This window comes from Halomicronema hongdechloris C2206, assembly GCF_002075285.3.
Classification (GTDB): domain Bacteria; phylum Cyanobacteriota; class Cyanobacteriia; order Phormidesmidales; family Phormidesmidaceae; genus Halomicronema_B; species Halomicronema_B hongdechloris.
Window position 1 is genome coordinate 2367880 of the sequence record NZ_CP021983.2, and the last position, 19077, is coordinate 2386956.

At 55.7% G+C, this 19077-nt stretch carries 14 protein-coding genes; 3 read left to right on the plus strand and 11 right to left on the minus strand.

The features are described 5' to 3' along the window. Window positions 1–7: 7 nt before the first annotated feature. Window positions 8–211, minus strand: coding sequence for a hypothetical protein (locus XM38_RS10715; RefSeq protein WP_080813312.1), 204 nt, complete (start codon window positions 209–211; stop codon window positions 8–10). A 9-nt stretch (window positions 212–220) separates the two neighbouring features. Further along, entirely contained in the window at window positions 221–721 is a 501-nt protein-coding gene (locus XM38_RS10720; RefSeq protein ID WP_088429804.1) for a hypothetical protein, read from the minus strand. A gap of 410 nt (window positions 722–1131) precedes the next feature. Here XM38_RS10720 and XM38_RS10725 point away from each other — a divergent pair, with 410 nt between their 5' ends. After that, complete coding sequence (locus XM38_RS10725) at window positions 1132–1464, plus strand: hypothetical protein (protein WP_080806524.1); 333 nt, start codon at window positions 1132–1134, stop codon at window positions 1462–1464. A gap of 529 nt (window positions 1465–1993) precedes the next feature. Here the strand turns inward: XM38_RS10725 and XM38_RS10730 are convergent. Continuing rightward, the gene (locus XM38_RS10730; protein WP_080806526.1) at window positions 1994–2668 is read right to left on the minus strand and encodes a nitroreductase family protein; all 675 of its coding nucleotides are present in this window, start codon (window positions 2666–2668) and stop codon (window positions 1994–1996) included. Window positions 2669–3226: 558 nt separating this feature from the next. Between XM38_RS10730 and XM38_RS10735 the strand changes: the two genes are divergently transcribed. Next, on the plus strand, window positions 3227–3433 hold the full coding sequence (locus XM38_RS10735; protein WP_080806527.1) for a hypothetical protein: 207 nt from the start codon (window positions 3227–3229) through the stop codon (window positions 3431–3433). A gap of 379 nt (window positions 3434–3812) precedes the next feature. Here XM38_RS10735 and dps read toward each other — a convergent pair whose 3' ends face one another. The 8 genes from dps to pheS all read right to left on the minus strand — a co-directional run bounded on the left by dps (window position 3813) and on the right by pheS (window position 18123). Next, complete coding sequence (gene dps, locus XM38_RS10740) at window positions 3813–4343, minus strand: DNA starvation/stationary phase protection protein Dps (RefSeq protein WP_080806529.1); 531 nt, start codon at window positions 4341–4343, stop codon at window positions 3813–3815. Between the two features lie 258 nt (window positions 4344–4601). After that, window positions 4602–8615, minus strand: coding sequence for a magnesium chelatase subunit H (locus tag XM38_RS10745; protein ID WP_080806530.1), 4014 nt, complete (start codon window positions 8613–8615; stop codon window positions 4602–4604). Window positions 8616–9231: 616 nt separating this feature from the next. Further along, entirely contained in the window at window positions 9232–11037 is a 1806-nt protein-coding gene (locus XM38_RS10750; RefSeq protein ID WP_187329366.1) for an ABC transporter substrate-binding protein, read from the minus strand. Window positions 11038–11152: 115 nt separating this feature from the next. Continuing rightward, on the minus strand, window positions 11153–13519 hold the full coding sequence (locus tag XM38_RS10755; protein WP_256995587.1) for a UPF0182 family protein: 2367 nt from the start codon (window positions 13517–13519) through the stop codon (window positions 11153–11155). Next, window positions 13513–14208 carry a UPF0182 family protein gene (locus XM38_RS27660; RefSeq protein ID WP_256995588.1) on the minus strand — a complete coding sequence of 232 codons (696 nt, stop codon included), beginning with the start codon at window positions 14206–14208 and terminating at the stop codon, window positions 13513–13515. The genes XM38_RS10755 and XM38_RS27660 overlap by 7 nt, the downstream gene beginning before the upstream one ends. Before the next feature lie 51 nt (window positions 14209–14259). Further along, window positions 14260–14955, minus strand: a complete 696-nt coding sequence (locus XM38_RS10760; protein WP_080806532.1) for a DUF4079 domain-containing protein — start codon at window positions 14953–14955, stop codon at window positions 14260–14262. Between the two features lie 603 nt (window positions 14956–15558). Then, the gene (locus XM38_RS10765; RefSeq protein WP_080806534.1) at window positions 15559–16329 is read right to left on the minus strand and encodes a hypothetical protein; all 771 of its coding nucleotides are present in this window, start codon (window positions 16327–16329) and stop codon (window positions 15559–15561) included. A 792-nt stretch (window positions 16330–17121) separates the two neighbouring features. Next, complete coding sequence (gene pheS, locus XM38_RS10770; RefSeq protein ID WP_080806536.1) at window positions 17122–18123, minus strand: phenylalanine--tRNA ligase subunit alpha; 1002 nt, start codon at window positions 18121–18123, stop codon at window positions 17122–17124. 116 nt (window positions 18124–18239) lie between these two features. Between pheS and surE the strand changes: the two genes are divergently transcribed. Next, a complete protein-coding gene (surE, locus tag XM38_RS10775; RefSeq protein WP_080806537.1) occupies window positions 18240–19052 on the plus strand; it encodes a 5'/3'-nucleotidase SurE in 813 nt (270 codons plus the stop codon). Window positions 19053–19077: the final 25 nt, after the last annotated feature.

Below are 19077 nucleotides of genomic sequence, written 5' to 3' on the forward strand. Positions count from 1 at the left end.
ATATCCCCTAAGCCACCGTTGACGCGCGATAGTCGCCCACACTGACTACCGGGCTGCGCAGCACCCAGTCCTGGTGAATCTGTAGGGAGCGGGTAGGCACGGCGGGGGCTTGCTGACAACCGACCGCGAGCAATAGGGGCAGGCCTAAGCCCAGGGCCCATCGCCCTTGCCCGCGACCATGGCCAGTCAATCCATAGCGTTGGTCAGCCATAGCCCCCCCTTAGCGACGAAAACTGAAGTCATAGCCGGCGTATTCCCCCTCTTCGTAGAGCACGACAAACCAGGTCTGCGGGTCAAACTCTAGGGGATAGGCCTCCCGTTCCGCCTGGGCTCCTTCCCGCACAGTGACAGGAGACAGCACGCAGTAGGGCTCTTGGATGATTTGCCGTACGGTCTCCTTGGAGGAGCGCTCGGCCACCGTCAGCAACTGGGACAGTTCATCCCTGGACAGGACCGATTGAGACTGCACCCGCTGTTGGCACAAATCAGCTGTCCGTGACTGCTCCGAGCGGTCGAAGGGAGTCACCACCAAGGCTGCCAGGGCCAGCATAGAGCTGCCGGCTAGCAGCACTCCAGCCTGGCGCCTTGAGCGTCGCCGTGGGGCTGGCTGGGGTTGCGATCGCGGAGTCGAGGCCCGACGAAGCTGGCCATCAGGATGGCGCTGGGGACGCCGAGTTGGCGTCTGCCGGGGCTGTCGGTAGTGGTTGGAATAGTAACTCATGGAACACCCTCCCCATCGGCACCGATTTGGGGGTATCGGCTGGATGGCTATCAACTCATTGGCCAAGGACTCCTTGAGAGGGGATTCCTCGGCGCCTTAGAACACCATGGCACTAGTGTAGTACGTATGTATTAATTCAGGGTAGGGAAGCCAGATATTTTTTTTAAGATTTGCTAAGTTGTCCTCAAGAGTCATCCTAGTGCCGCCAACGTCATTTCCGTACGGCAGTGTGTGCAGACGGTGCAGCAAGTTCCCACCACCAGCAAGGGCTATCCAGCTCCGATGCTGGACTACCGCCAGGCTCGCCAAACCCGAGTGCAACAATTGCACCAGCAGATGATGCGGTCCGGCAGTTGAGTTTGTGGTCTTAGCGGCAGAGGATAGAAAGGCCGACAATCGAGAGAGGGACCATGACAACGGAGCCAACCCCAGCCCAGGTAAGTCTCGATACCTTACCCGAGTATGAGCTGAAACTCTTGAACGCCCTGGCCTATTTCCTGGGGCGACCAGTGACGGCCCAAGCCCGGGCTTGTCTCTGCATGTATCTGCGCCAATCGGAGCCCCGGATCATGGCCCAGACCCGTTATTACGCTCACCGAGTTTCTCACCAGAGTGGCCGCTCCCTAAGCGAGTACGACCTACTGGACTGGCTTTGGGAATCGCCAGAAGCAGTCACAGAGCTATTGCAGGGTATAAAGCCGTTGCACCGAGCCAATGATCCCCCAGATGTGTTCGACCCCTAGCGAGCCCGAGTACCATCAGGACAAGGGTAAAGAGTGATTGGGTGTTGGGGAGAGGGAAAACGGAGGACGGCTTGCCCTGAGCCTAGTCGAAGGGAGAGCGGAGGAGGAAAGAGGGAATGAGGAAACAAGTCCCTCGCTACCCTGTCGATGCGGCGCGATCTTTAACGACTAATCGATAGGTTAAAGAGTAGGTCGTCGCTCAATAGTCTTTATTAAGCGCAGCGTTACAAAACATTGGTATTAAATATGTTTGTCGAGGTTTACGACTCCTTGGTTGGTGCCAGATCAGCTGTTTCAATTGCCAAATAATTTAGTCAACCTTGGGCTATGAGAACCGTCATGACCTTGCCAACCGTGACGTTTGACAGCTACCGGCCCGGTGGACTCGCTGAAGTACTGAAGCTACACATGGATTACTATGCCTGAAATTGGGGCTTTGGGCGAGCATTTGAGACCAAGCTGACCCAGGAGATGGGGAAATTTTTGGCCCGCTTTGATCCGGCACGGGACTTGTTCGTCTTACCTCTGGTTAGTCTGATAGCGACTTCCCGAAGGTTTCTTCGTAGCACACCTGGTCGATGGCAAAGCGACCGCCATAGGTCTTGAGTGGGGTATCGGCATAGCCCATCGGCAATAGGCAACAGACATCTACCTGGTCAGGAATCTGAAATGCCTCTTTCACCTGGGCGGTGGCAAACCCCTCCATGGGGCAGGTGTCGACTCCGAACCCTTTGGCGGCAACCATCAAATGGGCGACTGCTAGCATCACGTGGCGATTGGTCCAGGCTTCTAGGGTCTCGAAGCTGGGCTGGGCATCAAATAACTGAGGCACAGCTCCCCGCATGACATCAGCATACTCATCACTCATACTGCCGGCATCAACGCCAAGCTGAATAATAGACTCGACGTACTCGCGACTATTGACCCGGCGATCGCCACAGCAAATGAGCACAACCGGCGCTTCTGCCACCTGCCGTTGACCAAAGGCGCATGCTTGCAGCTTCTCCTTATGCTTAGCCTCTCGCAAGACAAGGAAACGCCAGGGCTGTAGATTGTAGCCAGAGGGCGCTCGTAGCCCCAGGCGCAAAATTTCCATGAGGACAGCTTCAGGGATCGGATCGGGCTTGAAGGAGCGGGCGGCTCGTCGTTGCTCAATGGCATCGACCAATCCCATGACAGTCGATACAGAGTTGGACACAGTCATCTCAGCTATTCCTTTCAGCAGTGGTGGACAGGTTTCCGAAGGTGTCAGCGGAAACCCCATCAACGACCCGGTGAGTGTGAGACCATAGAGACCCCACGTAGTTTCTAAACCCGTGAGTCAGTCAAGGCGTCAAGGGTACATTAGCAACCCTGTCGTTGTGTCACATCTATCCCTGGGGCCAAACATCTGGACAGGGCTGTGACTCCTAAGTTGAACTGAGACCGATGAAAACTTTTGTATACACTGTCAGCAAGATGCCTGCAAGATTTGATCGAATCGTAGTGGCTCCGTTGGGCTAACCGCTTGATGCGGCTGCGATGGGTGGGGCCCAGCAACTTCGAATCAGACGGGGAGGCAGCTGTTTCCATGGTGGTAGTTGACTCTAAGGCAATCCATTCAGCATAGTCTCGTCATTGGACTGCCATCAGGGCTAATTTCTAGCGAGTCGACTAGGCCAATCGAGGCACGGTGTCCCTCTTTCCAGGCTGACCCCACCTCGGCTAAGTTAAGGAGCGGGACGAAAGTCCCGCCTCATCTCTCGCCACAGGGGACACTATCATGGGGGCCTATGAAATTCTGGCCTATCTACTCCTAGGAGCCTTGTTGGGAGCCCTAGGCCAGGGCATTCGAGTCATTGTCGGCCTGAAGAAAAAATCTGACGAACATCTCACCCAGCCCTTACGCACCTGGTTCGATCCCCAGCGACCTGTTGTTGAGCTTGTTGAGTTGGGGCCGTCGCTGGTTGCCTCAGCGTCGTGCTGCTGATTGGCAGCACCTAGGACCGCAATAGCCTGTTGACGGTCATCGCAGTGGCTATGCCGGCACTGATTTTATCGAAGGCTTCATTAAGGTAAGCAAGCGAAGGAGCAGGAGTAGGGAGTGGGAGTGGGGAGTGGGGAGTGGGGAGTGGGGAGGAGTGAAGAGTGAAGAGTGGGAGAGTTAAAAGTGAAGAGTTAAAAGTGAAGAGTTAAAAGTGAAGAGTTAAAAGTGAAGAGTTAAAAGTGAAGAGTGAAGGAATGACTTTATTACTCGTTACTCGTTACTCGGATTACTCAATCACCCCATCACCCCATCACCCCTAAGCCCTGCGGGCAGGCTCCGCCAACACCCCATCACCTCATCACCCCATCACCCCATCCCCCATCTAAGCCAGATCTGCCTGCTTCACCAGATGGGCTTCCAGGAACCAGAGGCGCATGTCAATGGTTCGGGAGATCTCGGTGTAGAGGTCGGCGGTGTCGGCATCACCGAGCTCATCGGTTTGGTCGATGGCCTCTCGCACATGCTTGGCGTAGATGGCGAAGCGCTCTGCCAAGGCGGCCACATGCTCTTGGCCGTCGATGGCCTCCATTGGATACTCTGGCAAAATCGAGGCGTCTACGGCCATACGGGCGGTGCCGAGGGCAGTGCCCCCGAGGGCGGTGACGCGCTCGGCCACCATATCGACATAACCTTCTAACTCCCCGGCGATCTCATCGAACAGCTCATGCAGGGAGAAAAATTCTGGCCCCTTGACGTTCCAGTGGGCCTGCTTGGTCTGGGTTTTCAGATCCAGGGTGGCGGCCAGGCTCTGGTTGAGGATGGCGACGATTTGTGATCGCACCGCTTGAGGCAAATCGATGCGGGTAGGGTAAAACCGTTGGCCTGACTTGTGCTCAGTGGGTGTGGCAACCATAGCTATTGCTCTCCTATGTCTAGTCTCAGTGGGTCAACAATGACAGTGCTGCTATTCAGACGACTACAGTCAATCCAGGGTCTCCTAAATCATACTCATAACGAGTATGGATTGGCAAGGGGATTGCCATGGCAAAAGCCGCCAAGAACGATGACTCCTGGCGGCTAGATAGCTAGCACTCGGGCAGTAGCGATAACGGCTTCTGGTAGGAAAGGCGACAAGGCTGATGCCTGCCTATGGCTGCCTTGACCCTCGGGGCTATTCTACTCCTTCGATGCGGTCTTCCACCTGCTGATAGAGTTCCTGCAGGCGTTCGATGTTGTCCTCGCTGGTGTCCCAGTAGCCGCGGCCGTGGATCTCCAGCATAGTGCTAACCATACGCCGGAAGGAATGGGGATTGAGGTTCATCAGCCGCTGGCACATGGCTTCATCCTTGATGAAGGTGCTGTTAGCGTCCTCATAGACCCAGTTGTCCACGGCCCCGGCGGTGGCCGACCAGCCCATGGTGTTGACTAACCGCTTCGACAGTTCCCGCACCCCTTCATAGCCGTGGGAGAGCATACCCTCGTACCACTTGGGATTCAGCAGTTTGGTGCGAGCGTCTAACCGCACGGTTTCAGACAGGGTACGCACCTGGGCATTGGCGGTGGTGGTATCGGCCACATAGGCAGCCGGTGTCTTGCCATCCCCGCGCAGACTACTCACCACCTTGGTAGGGTCAGAGTCGAAGTAGTGGGACACATCGGTGAGGGAAATCTCTGAGGAATCCAGGTTCTGGAAGGTTACCTCGGCCGTCTTCAGGGCATTCTCGAAGATATCCCGAGATTGGTCCATCATGCCGGGATTATCGGAGTTAAAGGCAAAGGACTTGCGCTTCAGGTACATCTCCTGCAACTCCGACTCCTCTTCCCAAGAGCTGTTTTCCACCGCCAAGTTGACATTGGAGGCATAGGAGCCAGAGGCATTGGAGAAGATGCGAGTCGCCGCCTGCCGCACTGACACTCCCATTTGCTCGGCTTGCTCTAGGGCATGCTTGCGCACGAAGTTCATCTCCGGGGGCTCGTCGGCTTCGGCAGCCATCTTCACGGCCCGGTCCAACAGAGCCATCTGATTGATGAACAAATCGCGGAAGACGCCAGAGCAGCTGACCACGATGTCGACGCGAGGTCGACCCAACTCCTCTAGGCTAATCAACTCCAGCTTGTTGACCCGCCCCAGGGCATCGGGCACTGGCTTCACCCCGACGAACCAGAGCATTTGGGCTAGGGATTCACCGTAGGTCTTGATGTTATCGGTGCCCCACAGCACCGAGGCAATGGTCTCCGGGTATTGGCCCCCGTTTTCCTGACGCTGGCGCTCCAGCAATCGGTCTACTACGGTTTTGGCGGCCTGCACGGCTGCCGTAGTGGGAATCGCCTGGGGATCGAGGGCATGGATATTTTTGCCCGTGGGCAGCACATCCGGGTTGCGAATCGGGTCGCCGCCGGGGCCTGGCAGCACATATTCCCCTTCCAGAGCTTTCAGCAGGGCCCCCAACTCGTTGTCGGCGCAGACCTGCTCTAGGCAAGTTTCCAGGTACTCCATTAAGGGCTTCAGGGCTTCTCCATCGACCTTGTCAAATCCGGCTTGCTTCAGGGCCTTGAGCCAGGGCTCCTGGCGACCGAGGTTGAAGAAGTTCAAGCGCGATACCTGAGAGACCCGGCCCTCGGCGTCCACCTGCTCCTGCACCAAGGCACTGACCGCCGCCCGCACCCCAGCATTGATATCGTAGAGCAACTGCACGTCGGCCAGGATCCCCTTGTCGCTGTTGCCGTAAATCTCGTCGATGTCGCGGCCGATGCTCTCGGCAATGAGCCGCTGCAGGCTCTTAAAGTCCTCTTCGCTGCGATCTAAGCCGGCAATGTTAACCAAGGTTGCGATCGCTTCTTCGGCACTGGGGGGTTTCCCAATCACATGCAAGCCACAAGGCAGCAGGCGCGATTCGATCTCCATCAGCCGAATATAGATCTTGCCCACCAGGGTATCCCGCTCCTCGGCAGTCATGGCGGCAGCATCCAGCTCCTGGTCCGGTTCTATCGCCAGCTCCATAATGTCCTTATCCAAGTTACATTGCCGCGCCGTCTCAATCACGGCATTGACGATAGGCACCCCGCGTCCACCGTCTTTAAGGCTTTGGTAAGACCCGATCAGATCACTCAGTTCCTTCAGCCCCTTGTACAGCCCTGCATTTTCAGCTGGCGGTGTTAGGTAACTGATGGTCTCGGCATAGCTACGCCGTTTGGCAATGGTGGCCTCGGACGGATTGTTGGCGGCATAGTAGTAGATATTGGGAATGGTGCTGATCAGGTTGTCCGGATAACATTGTCCCGACATGCCCATCTGCTTACCCGGCATGAACTCCAGAGAGCCATGGGTGCCAAAGTGCAGCACCGCGTCAGCTCCCCAGAGGTGCTCCAGATAAGTGTAATAGGCAGCAAAGCCATGGTGGGGACTGGCCGAGCGGGAAAAGAGCAACCGCATCGGATCCCCTTCGTAGCCGAAGGTGGGCTGTACGCCAATAAATACGTTGCCAAAGGACTTACCGTAGACCAACAGGTGCTGTCCATCGGTGTTGAGATGCCCCGGCGGCGGCCCCCAATTTTCCTCTAGGCGCTTAGAATAGGGGGTCAGGGCTTCATACTCGGGCACCGACATGCGGTAGGCCACGTTTAGCTCCGGGCTGGCATATTGGGCCTGGGCATCGTGAATCACCTCCTGCATCAGCGCTTCCGGTGACTCGGGTAAATCCTGCAGGTCATAGCCATTCTGTTTCATGGCCTCCAGTACCTTGAAGATAGAGCCAAACACATCCAGATAGGCTGCCGTCCCCACATTGCCCTTATCGGGGGGAAAGCTGAACACCGTAATGGCCAGTTTCTTATCCAGTTTGGGCTTGCGCCGCAGGCCGGCCCACTTCATCGCCCGTCGGGCAATGGTTTCCACCCGATCCTGTAGAGAAATGGCCCGCCCGGTGACCCCATCGCGACCCGACAGCACAATCGGTTCAATGGCGCCATCTAGTTCTGGAATCGCCATCTGCAGAGCCACCTGAATCGGGTGTAGACCCAGATCACTGTCTTCCCATTCCTCCGTGGTTTGGAAGACCAAGGGCAACGCCACCATGTAGGGGCGATTCAGCCGCTTCAGGGCCTCAATGGCCTTGGGATGATCTTGGCGAGCCGGTCCCCCTACCAGGGCAAAGCCGGTCAAGGACACCACCGCATCCACAATCGGTTGGGGCCGGTTCATGGGGTCGAAAAAGTAGTTTTCTACCGGCCGCGAAAAGTCTAGCCCCCCCGAAAACACCGGGATCACCCGGGCTCCCATATACTCTAGCTCTTGCACCATGGCCACATAGTGGGCGTCATCTCCGGTGACCAGGTGGGTGCGCTGCAGCACCAAACCGATGCAGGGAGCCATAGGATCTTTGAGGTCATCAGAGATATCACGACGGGAGTTGTACCAGTTGAGGTACTCCTTGATATCCTCAAACATGGTGGTCGCCAGCGGGTGCCAGATGCCGACGTCGGGATAGGTGGTGGGATCTTTATACTCCAGCGGTCGCGATCCTTGCGGACTATTGGGATCAGACTTGAGGATGTAGCGATCCGCCAGCATCAGTAGAAAGTTCTCCAGGTTCTCCGCAGATCCGCCTAACCAGTACTGGAAGCTGAGCATGAAATTACGGGCATCCTGGGCCTTTTCCACCGGCAGATACTTCAGCACCTTGGGCAGCGTCCGCAGCAGCTTTAACATGGCATCTTCAAAGCTGCTACCGTTCTGTTGCCGGCGCTTCTTCATGAACTGGCCGATGGCGCTCTTGGATTGCCCTAGCTGGGCCATGGAGAAGCTACCCAGTTTGTTCAGCCGCATCACCTGGGGCATGGAAGGGAATACCACGGCCACATCTAGACGATCGCGATGGGGCTGTACCGCCTCGACTACCTTTTCGGCCAGGTCTTCGATAAAGATCAGAGAGCCGATGAAGACATTGGCCTCGGCAACGTCTCTCTGGAAGGCGACATAGTTCTCCGGATCGCGTAACTCTTCGATCAAATAGCCACTGACCTCAACGGCCAAGCGAGGATTGTCGCTGTTGATAGAGCGTACGGCTGCGGAGAGGGCGCTCTGATACTGAGGCTCTAACACGACATAGACCACCTTGACCAAGCATCGCTCCCCAAGGGTATCTGGAGCAATATGTCGCACAGTGGGCTTGACGTGAGTGAACATTCAATAACTCCTTATCAATTATGCGTTGGACCTTAAATTCCGCGTTTTGACCGACTGGCAGCACTAGTTAAGAAACTGCCGGACCTTTGAATAGGCCTACCTTGGAACTCTCTTAAAAGGGAGACTGGATTACCTAGGCTAGGAACCCAGGAAAATGCCTAGCGGGGTAATGGGATACTCTGAATGTTTCACCATTTAAATCAGAAGATTTCGGGTATTTACAAATGCGACAATTTGAGGTAATAAATGAGGCTTTTAGAAGGGCTATAATCAGCTATAATCAACCGATCTATCAGACGTTCTATCAGAAAAACCTTGCCAGGCAAGGAATTGAGCCGATAGGCGACACAATTTTACATAAACAATCCGAGAGTTTGTAAACAAAATTCACAGATTTGACACTAAATTACTCTCAAATTTGTATCAAAATATTAATTTACTTTCAAGGTATAAAATTAAATTGCCAGCTCCATTGTCAGCTCCCTCACTAGGTCTGACTCGGCAAAGCGCCCAGAGTGAGAAGTCAGCATTCACGTCTCGCCGAGCTCCTGGCTTCTGGCTCCTGCATGCTGACTCAAGCGGTAATGTCTTGGTCTGAGCCACTCCCCCAAGGGCTTTAGTCTTCGATGGTGAGCGCTTCTAGGTTCCACAGGGCACCGCCGATGGCACTGTAGCGAATGCCGTCAATCGTATTGCGCACTGCCCCCAGGGACAGGGGGTTGATCAAGTAAATGAAGGGCAGATGGGTTTGGGTCAGGCGCTGGGTCTCGCGATAGATGGCTTGGCGCTTAGCCTCATTTGGCTCCTGGGCCGCTTGGATATATAGCTGGGCGATCTTGGCTTCCCAGTCCTTAGCCTGCCAGCCTGCGATGGGTTGTTGACCGGAGAGTGCTTGCTGGTTAAAGACATGTAGAGAGCCGTTTAACAGCCAGACATTGGCGCCATTATTAGGCTCTAAGCCACCAGTTAGTCCTAGCACATGGGCTTCCCAATCGAGGCTATCGCTGAGTTTGCTGACCAATGTATTAAAGGCGATGGGCTGCAAGTTTACCTCTATGCCAAGTTTGTCGAGATCTTGTTTGATCTGGGCGGCGATAGACTCGCGAATCTTATTGCCAGCATTGGTAATCAGGGTAAAGTTAACCCGGTTGCCATCGCTGTCTTCTAACTCGCCGCGAGCATTGGTCTGGAAGCCGGCCTGAGCCAGCAAGGATTTGGCCTTATCTAGGTTGTAGTCGTAAGTGGGAATGCCTGCCTCCGGAGGAGCGTAATAGGGACTCTGCACTGAGATGGGAGAGGTTTGCACTTCCCCTAGGCCCTGAAAAATGTTGTTGATCATGGCCTGGCGATCGATGGCGTAGGATACCGCCTGGCGAAACTCTAGGGTATTAAACCATTGCGATCGCACCGGGTCCACCAGCGGTTCCCCATTGCGAGTCCCCTGATTCAGGTTGAAACAGAGGAAATTAGTGCCCAGAGCCGGCCCGCCATTGTAGATAGTAAAGTTGCCTCGCTCCTCCTCCCGTTTCAGCAGGGCGAAGAAGTCGGGGGCAACACTAATCAGATCCAACCCACCGGAGCGGAACTGCAGCACCTGGGTATCGGAAGATTCCACCACCTGCCAGATCAGCTCCTGGATATAAGGCTGCTGGCGCCCCTGGTCATCCTGCTGCCAGTAGTAGGGGTTGCGCTCGAACACCACCCGTTCCGCCGGATAGTAGGCCTTAATCCGATAAGGGCCATTGGAGACCACCTGAGCTGGAGGGGTATCGGTGCCCCAGGTAGATAAAAACCGCAGATTGCCATCGGCATCGCGTTCTTCCAGGGTGGGCCTGAGGATATGGGCTGGCAAAATTTCCATACTAGTAGTGCGCAGCAGCGGGGCGAAGGGTTCTGGCAAGTTGAACTGGATGCGGCGCTCATCCAATTGCACCACCTCTGGCAATAGCCCCGCTTCACCGATACGCATTACATCCCGGTTACTGGTGGGAATCTCTTCATTGAAGACGACCTCGTTATAGGTAAACACCACATCGGCGGCGGTCAAGGGTTCCCCATCGGACCACTTCAGATTGGGGCGCAGGGTAAACACGATGGTCTTGCCATCCTCAGACATGTCCCAACTCTCGGCCTGCTTGGGAATGATCTCGCCAGTGGTGCCATCTTGGCCCGTTAGTCCCTCATAGGTGTAGAGAAACACATTGGGATACTCCTGATTCAGCACCGGGTTAAAGGTCTTGGGATCACTGAGGGTGCTAAATACCAGTGGCTCCACATTACTAACCCCCGGTTTCTCGAATTGCTCCAGGCTACAGCCGCCATTGCTCAGCATCATCAGGCTGGCTAACAGCAAGGCCAACAGTCGCCGCAGCCCCCGGTGCAGTTGCTTGATGCGATTGCCAATGGCTGTCTTCGCCACCATACCCCTATCCATTCCATGACTGTTGTTCACTCTAGCGCGAAACCCCCTGACCTCAGGAGATGCCCCCTAGCTAAGGGGGGGATGAATTGAGACGTCGTGCCGAGGCCTGTTTCGGTCAATCAGATGGCGGCAATTCGCTGCTGTCGGCAGGATCAGGGGCGGTTTCAGGGACCGTGAGGCTGTCGCCGGGGGAGAAGAGCCCTTCTAACGCGGGGGCGGTGTCATCCAGGTCTCGCAGAATGGCAGGAGCCCGTTCTGGGTCTGACTCAAAAATAGCCGTCAGGCTATCATCGAGGGTTTCTGCCATGGCGATGCGATTTTGGTGAACAACGATGACCCGAGCCAGGGAAGGAAGTGGGGTTTGTTCGGCGACCAGATAGAGGGGTTCCACGTACAACAGCGACTGTTCGATGGGAATCACCAGCAAATTCCCTTGCTGGGCCCGAGAGCCTTGGGTATTCCATAGGGAGATCCGTTGCGAGATCGCCGGATCTTGGTTGATGCGGGCTTCGATCTGCTCAGGCCCGAACACCAACTCTTGTTTAGGAAAGCGATAGAGCAAGCGACGTCCGTAGCGATCGCCGTCAGAACGGGCCGCTAACCAGGCCACCAGGTTATTGCGCTCTGCTGGGGTGAAAAGGCGCAGCAAAATAAATTCTTCGGTGTCTTCCTGGGGCAATTTCATAATCAGATAGTAGGGCTCGACCCGTTGCGCCTCATCGGCGTAGATCTCATTGGGAGCCCGCCACTGATCTTCGCGGTTATAGAATACCTGCGGATCGGTCATGTGGTAGGTCATCAGCTGATCTGCCTGCACCTGGAAGAGATCTTGGGGATAGCGCAGGTGCGATCGCAAGGTCGGGGGAATATCGGCCAGGGGATGAAACATCCCGGGCAAGAGCCGACTCCAGGTGCGAATGATCGGATCCTCGGGATCGGCAACAAAGAAACCGACGGTGCCATGATAGGCATCGACTATGACTTTGACGGAGTTGCGAATGTAGTTGAAATCATTGCCACCCGGATCGGAGTAGGGATAGCGATCACTGGTGGTATAAGCATCGAGGATCCAGAACAGAGTGTGTTTGCCGGCGGTCGCTGAGGCAGGGGCAGAGGTATCCGTGCCCCAAGTCAGCGACGTATTGCCGATGTCAGCCACCGCCAGATAGGGATCCTCATCAAAGCGCAGGAAGGGGGCCAAAGCCATCACCCGGTCGGTAATGCTGCGGCGATAGAGCAATTGGGTCTGGGGGGTGAAATCCTCCGTGAAGAGCATGCGCCAATCCCCCAGGTGCTTAGCAAATAGCAGCCGTTGCCAGTAGCGACCGATGGCAATACCAGCCTGCCCTCGGTAGCGAGTATAGACATTGTCAGCCCCACCGGGGTAATCCAGCTCCAGCACCTCGGTGTCGGTCATGACATAGGTGTCGGTGAGTTCGCCAAAATAAATCTGGGGATCCCCCACCGGAATGCTGTAGCGAACGGTGTCACTGCTGGCGTCGTGATCAATGCCTTTGATGAAATAGGCCGGTAAGCCGTCCGGGTTGGCAGTGTTGACCGGGCTGATGGTGAAGCCATAGCCATGGGTATAGACTAAATGCTCGTTCACCCAGGTCTTAGCGATATCGGGCACCTGGGCGTAGTTGAGCTCCCGGGCCGAGATCAACACCTGGCGCCGATCGATGGTCCCGTCCGCGTTCAGCAGGCGATAGCGATCCACATCGGCATCCCGAAACTCGTAGTAGAGGCGAATCTCCTGGAGTTGGCGGTTGCTCTCTAGCAGGGGCCGCGTATCCCACAGGCGCACATTGTCTAGGGTGAGATGATTGCGCTCTAGGTCGGCGGAGGACAGCGACCCACTGGGGGCAAAGGGTTCGACATCAATATCAACCAGGTCGAAGGCATCCCGGGTCAGGGCGATGGACCGTTCGATATAGGGAGTCTCTCGCTCTAGCTCATTGGGCTGAACCACCAGGCGTTGCACCAGAGGCGGCAGCATCAGGGTGCCGATCAGCGCCAGGAGCAAATACCCCACGACTCCCCAGAGAATGGGATGGGATGTCATCGGCAGGTGAGGAATAGCGGGGAGATGATCCCCTTTGCCCTGGCCGATTAGCTGCAGCCACACTACCAAGCCCCGCAGGCTGACGCCCCAGAACAGCGACCGCCACAGTAGTCCCAAGCCCAGTATTAAGGCGATGGCTGCCAGGGCTGTGTTGACGGGCAAACTGACATGGACATCGGTGTAGCTGGCGCCATAGACGACGCTTTCACTCGAGAACAGCAGCTGATAGCGGGCTAACCAGTGGTTGAGGCTGGTGCAGAGCAGCAAGGCACTGGCGAGAGCATAGAGATGGCGTTTTTGGGCTAGGGTAAAGCCGAAGAACTGGCCCTGGCTCAGGGTATTGCTAGGCAGTAGATAGACCAGGAGTACGGCGGCTACGGTGAAGAAACACATCCCCAGCAGCCAAAAATTTAGCACCTCCCACAGAGGCAGATAGAAAATATAGCGCTGATGTCCTGCTGAAATAGGGGATCTGACTGGTCAAAGGAGACTGGATTCAGGGCCGGCAACACTCGAGTCCACTGCTCCGAGAGCACTGCTCCAAAGCCCAAACTCATCAGTAGGGCGGCGACTAGGGTTAGCCCTTGGGGATAGATGACCAGTGCGATCGCACCCACCACCAGGGCAATGATTTGCCAGGGTTGCACCAGCAGTAACTGCAGCACCTCCAAGGCCGAGGTTGGTTTTGCCCACAGCGGTAGCGGTGGCGTTCCGGTGTAGAGGGTGGTGCTGGGCTGCCAGTGGCTAGCGGCCACATGGCCGTGATACAGCAGTTGAATCCCGATCAGCAGCCCCAACCCTAGCCCTAAGGCCAATAGCGATCGCAACCCCAGCACCGGCGACGATGCAGGCGACGCGTCTGCGTGGCCTTTGGCCCAGCTGATGTTGCCCCAAATGAACCCCAGGCTCACCCCAAAAGCCACCAACGCCAGCCCTGCTTGAGCCTGTAGTCGCAGCCAGAACACACTGAGATAGTTGAGATCCTGAAACCAGAGCCCCTCCGCCACAATATCGCTCACCACCGTTAGCACCAGTACCAGGAGTCCCATCCACCCCAGATACCGCCAAATAGGATGCTTAAATGCCTTGCTCGCAGCGCCTACCATGCCATGCCCAACGCCTTACTGACTAGCATCCTAGCGTGAGGGGACCAGGCCTTAGTCAGGACAAGTCTGATTGGCAAAATCACATTGAAAGATATAAGGTTCTTGCCAGTGCAGCGGAATCTCCAGCAAATCGCGGGTACCGGTGATTCCTTGGCTGATGAATAGCAGCACCGCTACTGTATTCAACACCACATGGGTGCGGCGCCAGGTCAGCGAACGATAGATATCTGGCAAAATGGCCAGGGAAAAAATCATCAGCAGCGCCGCCGCCATGCCGAAGTAATAGTGAGAGACGTACCACTCATAGGTGCGGCGGAACACGCCGTCTTGGCTGCCTAAGATCACCAATCCCATGCCCGTCAAAATGGCAAATATGGCTCGCCAAACCCGACTGCGGGCGCGGTATAGCAACGCCAGCACCGCAATCGTCAACCCAAACATGAGCCCAATAAACACCACCTGAAATGGCTGCTCCGCCCAGACCTGATTCTGGATGATGTTTTTGAAAATCGGATGGGCCAGCCCTAACAAAGCCAATCCCACCACTGCCCCGGCTAGCCAGCGGCCGATTTTGACGTGTTCCTGACCGACAACCGGCGGAATTTTCGTCTTGTCCTTATCGGCCAGCTGCAGCCGCCGTTGCCGAGTCTGGGTAGCAAAATAGGTGGCAATCCCCACCAGCGGTAGCACGACCACCACCGCCAACATCGGATGCAACAGCCGCAAGAGATCGGGAGTATCTAACATGGCACCTCTGGAGGCAAACGGTAGGGCTTACAACATCGAATCGCAGACCACAATAACCGGCTGCCCCCAACTCTAAACCGCTCACCTTAACCAGGGCTGAGAGCAACCGGGTTTATTCTACGTCGGGCTTTTGCTGGAAACAGTATTCTGTGTAAATCTGCCCCTTGCGATCGCATCTGGTAAGGCTGTCCCTAGTAGACTGTGGCACCAGTTTGCCCGCTATAGCGACAGGCAGAGACAGAAGGCAGATGGGTGGATGGGCTTGCCCTGAGCTTGTCGAAGGGTGGATGGGTAGATGGGTAGGCGGGTAGGCGAGTAGCGGGTAAAGGGTGCAAGGTTTAAGGGGACAGGACAGGGAACAGGAAAAAGTCCCTCGCATCCCTGCTGATGCGACGCGATCTAGCGCCACTGATCGACCAGCCCTTCCGCAGGTCCAGGGCGGCGGCACGCCCTGGTCGTAGGGGTCCGGGGGAAGCGACATTCCCCCGGGTGAGCACCCCGAGCTACACAATTAAGTGCGGTTAAGTGCGGTCTTATCGGGGTCTAGCACTGCTGCTCGACATACCCTGCCACAAGGCCCAAAGATGAAGTGGTGGGATAATACTAGCTTGTCCAAAGCTTAAAGCGCCCCAAGTGATTCTCCACCAACCCAGGTAACTGCCGCTTCAGATCGGCCTGATTTTTAAATGTCAGCCGGTTTTGACTGGGCAGGTCAAAGGGAAAGTGGCCCGGCAAGTCGCTACGCTCCAGTTGGGTCAACAAGACCTGCTCCGTTCGCTTGCACTGCAGGGCATAGCCCATCTCCACACAGACCTTAGGACTGGGAATCAGCTGCGGCGGCGTTCCCGGCACTTGGGTAATGGCGGTGCCGTCGGCAATGAACAACAAACAGCGGCGAATCTTGCGCACTAAGGCACTGCTTAAGCGGGCTGGCCCCTCACTGAGGCGATGGGACTCTTCCAGGGTCAGCGGAATGCGGGAACGGCGATTGAGCCGCTTGATCAGGTCCTGCAGCATCGCCCGCAACATCTCTGCCGACGCCGGATAGTCATCCTGATAACAGAGAAAGATGGTGGGATCCAGATGGGCCATGACATCTTGCTTGGTGAAATAGATCTCATGGCTGATCAGATCGATATTGGAGATGGCATAGCCACCACTGCCCTCAATGTAGAACTCTACTGTCTCTCCCGCCAAATAGCGCTGAAACCACTGCGCCTGCCGAACCTCATCACTATCTTCCAGGAAGTCGGCTCGCAGCCCTGATTTCAGCAGGCTATTCTTGCTCAGACGCAGATCATGGGGGCGCCGCTCCAACTCTTGAACCGGCTCGTAGGCATCGATATACCAAGCTTTTAGCGCAATGATGGCCATGACCTGTCTGTCTCGCGATGGGCACTCAGGTGAGGCAATTTAAAGCGACAACAGCACCCGATGCTTACTCCAAGGGACTTCCTCACGTTTCCTGATCCTATATGGAGTTGGCGATCCAGCAAACTTCAATCTTGAAGCAGCGAGGCCATTAACTCCCAGTTATTCAGTATAGGAAGTATCAGATCCAAGTTCGGATGCTGTTGTGTTTTGAGCGAGACAGATGAAATGAAACAGCTCGTTTACCTCTTTTGCTTGTGTTTACAGTTGGCTTTGGTGGCTGTTTTATCTGCCAGGGAGGTTTCTCAACCTCAATTTCAATATACTCCTTTTTGCTGACAATTCAATTGCCTGACACCAAAGTTAATCTTGATGGAAGTGCTACTATATTTCTATTTTTTAAGCGAGACAGAATTTGAGCCTGATTAGCGTAATAATAAAATCACCCTACTTTTTCTCTGATTGTCTACGATCTATCCTATTTTTTATCTAGGTCAGTTTCGGTTGACTGGCAAAAATTCTCGGCTGTTGGCTAGAATCTGCGCCTATGACGCCCTGCCTATACAGAAGAAAACCTGCCTGCGTAGGGTTTCAGCTCAGTAAGATCAAGTCAGTGAGTCTATAATTGCTCGTTGACTGACAAAACTTGTGCATAGATTCTTGAAATGCATAGATTCTCGAAAGACTATCCAAAGGGTCAGGGAACCTGCCCCCTATAGCATCCGAAATCTGGTAAGGGCGCGGAAACCGCGCCCAATGCAGATCTTTTGTCAGTCAACCAGGCTCTGGGTTCACTTAAAACTGCCGCAAGAATCGCAGATCGCTGGCGTAGAGGCGACGAATGTCGTCGATCTGGTGCTGGACCATGGCCAGGCGCTCGACCCCGAGCCCAGCAGCGAAGCCACTGTACACTTCCGGATCGTAGCCGACGGCTTCGAGCACATTGGGGTCAATCATGCCACAACCCAGCACTTCCAGCCATTTGCCCTGCCATTTCACATCCACCTCGGCTGAGGGTTCGGTGAAGGGGAAGAAGCTGGGACGAAAGCGGATGGGAATGTCGCCATAGAGGGCTTCGATGAAGACCTTGATGGTGCCTTTGAGGTCCGAGAAGGTGATGCCCCGATCGACGGCGAAAAACTCGATTTGGTGAAAGACGGCGGCGTGGGTAGCATCGACCGTATCACGCCGGTAACATCGCCCCGTGGCCAGCACCCGCATGGGGGGGGCGTGGTCTTCCATGTAGCGGATCTGAATGTTGGAGGTGTGGGTGCGCATCAGATCGCCGTTGTCTAAGTAGAGGGTGTCCTGCATGTCCCGAGCGGGGTGGTCGGGCAGGAAGTTCAGGGCCTCGAAGTTGTAGTAATCGGTTTCGACTTCGGGACCTTCGGCGACGGTATAGCCCAGGCCTATAAAGATCTCGGTAATGCGATCGATGATGCCATTGATGGGATGCACCCGACCTTGGGGAATGAAAACCCCTGGCATAGATACATCGATGGTTTCAGCCTCTAGCTGGGCGTCAATCTGAGCCGCTTCTAGGGCAGCCTTGCGCGCTTCTAGGTGGCGCTGCAGGGTCTCTTTGACTGTGTTGGCCAGGGCCCCGATGCGAGGACGTTCGGCGGCGGGCAGTTTGCCCATGCCACCTAGGATTTTGGAGAGTTGCCCTTTCTTGCCCAGATAGGATACCCGCAGCTGATTCAGCTCATCCAGGGTCGTCGTGGTTGCGATCGCATCGGCAGCGGTCGCCTCCAGGGCAGTCAGTTGAGTTTCTAGATCTGTCAGCTGTGAGGTCATGGGAGCAGCGGTTACCTTAGCACTGGGCCGAGTTATTAGTTTAGTGTATTGGGTCCATGGCCGCGTTTAAATAGAGACCATCAAGAGTGACCAGTCCCGGGTCACCTGCACGCCCTATGAACATTCTGATCAGCAATGACGACGGCATTTTTGCCCAGGGCATTCGCACCTTAGCCAACACCTTAGCTGCCGCCAACCACCAGGTCACCGTAGTGTGTCCTGACCGGGAGCGCTCGGCCACTGGCCACGGCCTCACCCTGCACAAGCCGATTCGAGCCGACCAGGTAGAGTCGGTCTTCCACAGCCGTGTAGACGCCTGGGCCTGCTCGGGTACCCCAGCCGACTGCGTCAAACTGGGCCTAGGGGCAATTCTGGACCATCCTCCCGATATCGTCCTAGCTGGTATCAACCATGGCCCTAACCTGGGCACCGATGTGCTCTACTCCGGCACCGTGTCCGCCGCCATGGAGGGCATCATCGAAGGGATTCCAGCCATTGCCTTCAGTTTGGCTAGTTTTAGCTGCCAGGATTTTCAACCCGCCGCCAACTTTGCCCAACACCTACTGAAGCGCCTGGGGCAGACTCCCTTGACCACGCCCCTTCTTCTCAATGTGAATGTGCCAGCCATCAGCGAGGCCAAGATCAAAGGGGTGCAGATTACCCGCCAGGGGATCCGACGCTACGTCGATCTCTTTGAAAAGCGAGTGGATCCCCGCGGCAAGACCTACTACTGGCTGGCCGGTGAAGTGCTAGAAGAGACTCATGACAAGCCCCTGGCAGAGGCCTACCCCCCCGAAATTAGCAGGACCTTAACCGCCCTTCCGGTGGATGTCGACGTCATTCAAGACCAGTGCATCACTGTGACACCGCTGCATTACAATCTGACATCGTTGGTCGGACTGCAGCAATTGCAGGGGTGGATGAGCTAAGCTGTCTGCCATAGACCGTGATGAC

Excerpts from the sequence above, each read along its gene's own strand:
- XM38_RS10750 (WP_187329366.1), bottom strand. The coding sequence starts at position 11,037 with ATGGTGGCGAAGACAGCCATTGGCAATCGCATCAAGCAACTGCACCGG.
- surE (WP_080806537.1), top strand. The coding sequence starts at position 18,240 with ATGAACATTCTGATCAGCAATGACGACGGCATTTTTGCCCAGGGCATT.
- XM38_RS27660 (WP_256995588.1), bottom strand. The coding sequence starts at position 14,208 with ATGGTAGGCGCTGCGAGCAAGGCATTTAAGCATCCTATTTGGCGGTAT.
- XM38_RS10730 (WP_080806526.1), bottom strand. The coding sequence starts at position 2,668 with ATGACTGTGTCCAACTCTGTATCGACTGTCATGGGATTGGTCGATGCC.
- XM38_RS10760 (WP_080806532.1), bottom strand. The coding sequence starts at position 14,955 with ATGTTAGATACTCCCGATCTCTTGCGGCTGTTGCATCCGATGTTGGCG.
- XM38_RS10725 (WP_080806524.1), top strand. The coding sequence starts at position 1,132 with ATGACAACGGAGCCAACCCCAGCCCAGGTAAGTCTCGATACCTTACCC.
- XM38_RS10720 (WP_088429804.1), bottom strand. The coding sequence starts at position 721 with ATGAGTTACTATTCCAACCACTACCGACAGCCCCGGCAGACGCCAACT.
- XM38_RS10715 (WP_080813312.1), bottom strand. The coding sequence starts at position 211 with ATGGCTGACCAACGCTATGGATTGACTGGCCATGGTCGCGGGCAAGGG.
- XM38_RS10735 (WP_080806527.1), top strand. The coding sequence starts at position 3,227 with ATGGGGGCCTATGAAATTCTGGCCTATCTACTCCTAGGAGCCTTGTTG.
- XM38_RS10765 (WP_080806534.1), bottom strand. The coding sequence starts at position 16,329 with ATGGCCATCATTGCGCTAAAAGCTTGGTATATCGATGCCTACGAGCCG.
- XM38_RS10745 (WP_080806530.1), bottom strand. The coding sequence starts at position 8,615 with ATGTTCACTCACGTCAAGCCCACTGTGCGACATATTGCTCCAGATACC.
- pheS (WP_080806536.1), bottom strand. The coding sequence starts at position 18,123 with ATGACCTCACAGCTGACAGATCTAGAAACTCAACTGACTGCCCTGGAG.
- dps (WP_080806529.1), bottom strand. The coding sequence starts at position 4,343 with ATGGTTGCCACACCCACTGAGCACAAGTCAGGCCAACGGTTTTACCCT.